The organism is Desulfovibrio sp. (assembly GCA_016208105.1).
Lineage (GTDB): Bacteria > Desulfobacterota > Desulfovibrionia > Desulfovibrionales > Desulfovibrionaceae > Fundidesulfovibrio.
In genome coordinates this window covers 1-3,841 of sequence record JACQYS010000021.1, presented here as the reverse complement: position 1 = coordinate 3,841, position 3,841 = coordinate 1, and the positions used below count along the sequence as shown (strand labels likewise).

Here is a 3,841-nt window from a genome sequence, read left to right as displayed (position 1 = left end):
TGTATTGCCTCAGTCGGAATTGGACTCCTTGACAGCCGTTCAACATACACGGCAGGAGTCCAAGCATGAGCGAGACGAAGCAAACCCGTAGGCATCGGACGGCCGAGGAGAAGGCCGCGATCCTGAAGCGCCACCTCCAGGACAAGGTACCCATCTCGCAGATCTGCGCTGAGGAACAGATGCAGCCCTGCGTCTTCCACGAGTGGATGCGCCAGCTGCTGGCCAACGCATCCCTGGCGCTGGAGGGCTCGACGAAGAGGAAGACGCCGGTTGCCGATCCGAAGCTGGCCGAGAAGGTGGCGCAGCTCGAGAAGCGGCTCTCCCGCAAGGACGAGGTCATCGCGTGCATCTCCGAGGAGTTCGTGAAGCTAAAAAACGAGCTTGGGGAGCCCTGAAGAAGCGCTGGGCTCCCCATCATCTGCGAGATGAAGTTGTGGACTTCATTCGAGAGTGGAGCGAGGTGACAGAGATAGCTGCAGAGCGATTTGTGGCTTGGATCGGGCTGGGCCGCAGCAAGTTCTTCCACTGGAAGGGCCGCTACGGGCTCGCAAACGAGCATAACTGCCTGATTCCGAGGGATCACTGGTTAGAAACCTGGGAAAAGGAGGCGATTCTGGCCTTTCACGACCGAAATCCTCTGGAAGGATACCGGCGGCTGACGTTTATGATGCTCGATGCCGACATCTGCGCCGTGAGCCCGGCCAGTACCTACCGCGTTCTGAAGGCCGCCGGGCGACTGAGCCAGTGGAACCGGAAGCTCTCCAAGAAAGGAACCGGCTTCGTGCAGCCCGAGAAACCCCATCAGCATTGGCACATCGACGTGTCCTACATCAACGCGTCGGGCACGTTCTACTACCTGTGCACGGTGCTGGATGGGGCGAGTCGAGCCGTTGTTCACCACGAGATCCTGGAGCGCATGCTCGAATCCGACATCGAGCTCATCCTGCAACGGGCCCTGGAGAAGTACCCGGATGAGAAGCCCCGTGTCATCAGCGATAATGGGCCTCAATTCATCGCTGGCGACTTCAAGAAGTTCATCCGCCTGGTCGGGATGACCCACGTGAAAACCTCTCCCTACTACCCGCAGTCCAACGGCAAGATCGAGCGCTGGCACAAGACGCTCAAGAAGGACGCCATCCGCCTCACGCCTCCCCAGTCCCTGGAGCATGCCCAGAAGATCATCGCCGAGTTCGTCCACCACTACAACGCCGTGCGCCTTCACAGCGCCATCGGCTACATCACCCCCAACGACTACCTGGCCGGAAAGGCTCCAGAGATCTGGGCCCAACGTGACAGGAAGCTGGAGGCCGCCCGTGATCGACGCCGTGCTCGTCGGCTGGGCCAACAACCCCTGCAGCCTCCACCTACAGGGGAGAAAACAGACTGGGCGGCCGAGCGGGGCGGAGAGCGAAGCGAGTGCCAGGGGGGCGTCACGCCGGCCGATGGGACCCGGGCTGTTTTCTCTCCGTCCACCTCGAGGGATACCTCCGAACTACCCCGGCACGGCTCCGACGATGATCACTGCTAACCCCACCTCCAGCCCCTCCCCAATCGGTGGTCCATATGGTAGTTTTTTACCTGACAGTCCAATTCCCGCTGAACCAGTACAAGACGTGCGCCTCGATGGTCGTGTAAGCGATCGGACGCCGCTTCGCGGCTGTTGCAGGCTTGCGCTGATGGCTTGCAGCTGAACCGTATGTTAGCCGGACGCCACGTAAGGGGCGTCCATTCCAACCGGAGGAAACCCGGTCTATGGAGTTGACGGTACACCATAGTAGCTACCCTAGCGGCGGTGCGGGTGACCTATCCGCCGAAGTCCAGGGGAAATCTGTCCGCTATTGGCGGGCTGGCAAGTGCGCGGGCCGTAACGCGAGTGAAGTCCGAGCAGGCCCCGAAAGTAGAGATGTAGTCGCCGAGCTGCCGGTTAACCAGCGAAGGCCGATGCAGGAGCCGGAGGAACCGTTCGATGAAGGCTCCTGGGCTACCGGGGTACTGGACACAGCACGTGCACAAGGAATGGACGTCAACGTGGGAGAGCTGTCTGGGTTCCTCGGCGGGCCGCTGAGGCAACCGGCCCTTGGGGTTGGGCCCAGGCAGGAGTCGGAGGGGCTCGTAGTACCCGTGAAGCCGGTGAAAGCCGGTGGAGGGAAGGGGTCCTGGTTCAGGTATGCGCAGGAAGGAGCGGCGGAGAGGAGATTGGCGTGAGCCTTGAAACTCCAAAGAAGATCCGAAAGCTCCAGAGGGCGCTCTACGGTAAGGCCAAGCAGGCACCCGAGTACCGGTTCTACCTGTTGTACGACAAGGTGTACCGCGAGGACATCCTGTACCACGCCTGGCGGCTGAGCCGCGAAAAGCGGGGTGCCCCTGGCGTGGATGGGCAGACCTTCGAGGACATCGAGGGGTACGGCGTGGAGAAGTGGTTGGGTGAACTTGGCGAGGAGGTCAAAGAAGAGCGATACAAGCCGCAACCGGTGCGGAGGGTGATGATCCCAAAGCCCGGAGGCGTAGGAGAGCGTCCGCTCGGTATCCCGACGATTCGGGACCGAGTGGTGCAGACTGCTGCCAAACTCGTGCTCGAGCCGATCTTCGAGGCTGACTTCGAGGATTCGGCCAACGGCTACCGACCGGGCCGGAGTGCTCTGGATGCTGTGGAGAAGGTCCATGGGGCACTCTGGAACGGCCATCGACAGGTTGTCGATGCGGACGTGACGAAGTACTTCGACACGATTCCGCACGCCGAACTGATGGTGTGCCTGGCCCGACGCATCAGCGATGCCCGGATGCTGCGGCTGCTGAAGTCGTGGCTGAAGGTGCCGGTAGAAGAGCGCGACGACAAGGGCAATGCGCGGCTGACGGGAGGGAAGGGGTCCAAGCAGGGAACGCCGCAGGGTGGTGTGATATCGCCGCTACTGGCGAACATCTACATCAACCGGTTTCTCAAGGCGTTCCGGCTTCATGGTCTCGATAAGAAGTACGGGGCGGTCCTGGTGAACTATGCCGACGACTTTGTGATTCTGTGTCGGCACGGCGCCAAGGCCGTCCTGGCCCGAGTGAACGGGTACTTCGAGAAGATGAAGCTGAGCCTGAACCAGAACAAGACGTCGGTGCGGAATGCCCGCAACGACCACTTCACCTTCCTGGGATACACCTTCGGTCCCCGCCGCTCGAAGGTCGATGGTCGCAGTCGGCAGGCGGCTGTGCCCGCCAGCAAGGCTCTCCAGCGCTTCCACACCCGCATCCGGGAGCTGCTCCGTCCCGGGAATCAGACACCGATAAAGGAAACGGTCGCCCGCTTGAATCGTCGCCTTCGCGGCTGGGCCAACTACTTCTGTTATGACAACGTTGGTCCCGCTCGGCAAAACATGGACTTGTACGTCTATGACCGGATTCGCAGCTTCCTGCGACGCCGTCACAAGGTGGGCAGCTTGGGCGCCGACCGCTTTCCAATGTCCTACGTCTTCGGCTCTCTCGGGGTGGTCTCTCTTCGGCGCCTACCTCGCCGACGACTTGCGCAAGCCTCGTCGTGAAGCCTGTCCGAGAGCCCGGTGCGGCAAATCCGCACGCCGGGTTCGATGAGAAGGAGCGGGAAACGGAGATGATGGCGGTTATGAGCGAGACACCGGAACGAAAGACCCGGACTACAGCCTGGGCTCACTATGCCTGTACATCCACCGCGCCCGCTCCTTACTCTACGAATGGCTTGGGAGCGGGGCCTTGGAGGTAGTGCGTGACCCGCGCCTGTCCCCGCTCCTGCATCTACCCGCAGCTCTTCTTGCAGGTGAGCGACTTGCCTCGTTGAGCTCAAGTGCAGAATCGATTGCGCAAGTGCATTCTGACGGGC

The 3,841-nt window shown here is 61.4% G+C and carries 2 protein-coding genes and 1 pseudogene; all 3 read left to right on the top strand.

The features are described 5' to 3' along the window. Positions 1 to 65 precede the first annotated feature (65 nt). The 3 genes and pseudogenes from HY795_12615 to ltrA all read left to right on the top strand — a co-directional run bounded on the left by HY795_12615 (position 66) and on the right by ltrA (position 3,527). On the top strand, positions 66 to 395 hold the full coding sequence (locus tag HY795_12615; protein ID MBI4806069.1) for a transposase: 330 nt from the start codon (positions 66 to 68) through the stop codon (positions 393 to 395). Further along, positions 392 to 1,360, top strand: a pseudogene (locus tag HY795_12610) (transposase family protein). Before HY795_12615 ends, HY795_12610 begins: the two are co-directional and overlap by 4 nt. 841 nt (positions 1,361 to 2,201) lie before the next feature. Then, positions 2,202 to 3,527, top strand: a complete 1,326-nt coding sequence (gene ltrA / locus HY795_12605) for a group II intron reverse transcriptase/maturase (GenBank protein ID MBI4806068.1) — start codon at positions 2,202 to 2,204, stop codon at positions 3,525 to 3,527. Positions 3,528 to 3,841 lie beyond the last annotated feature (314 nt).

Excerpts from the sequence above, each read along its gene's own strand:
- HY795_12615 (MBI4806069.1), top strand. The coding sequence starts at position 66 with ATGAGCGAGACGAAGCAAACCCGTAGGCATCGGACGGCCGAGGAGAAG.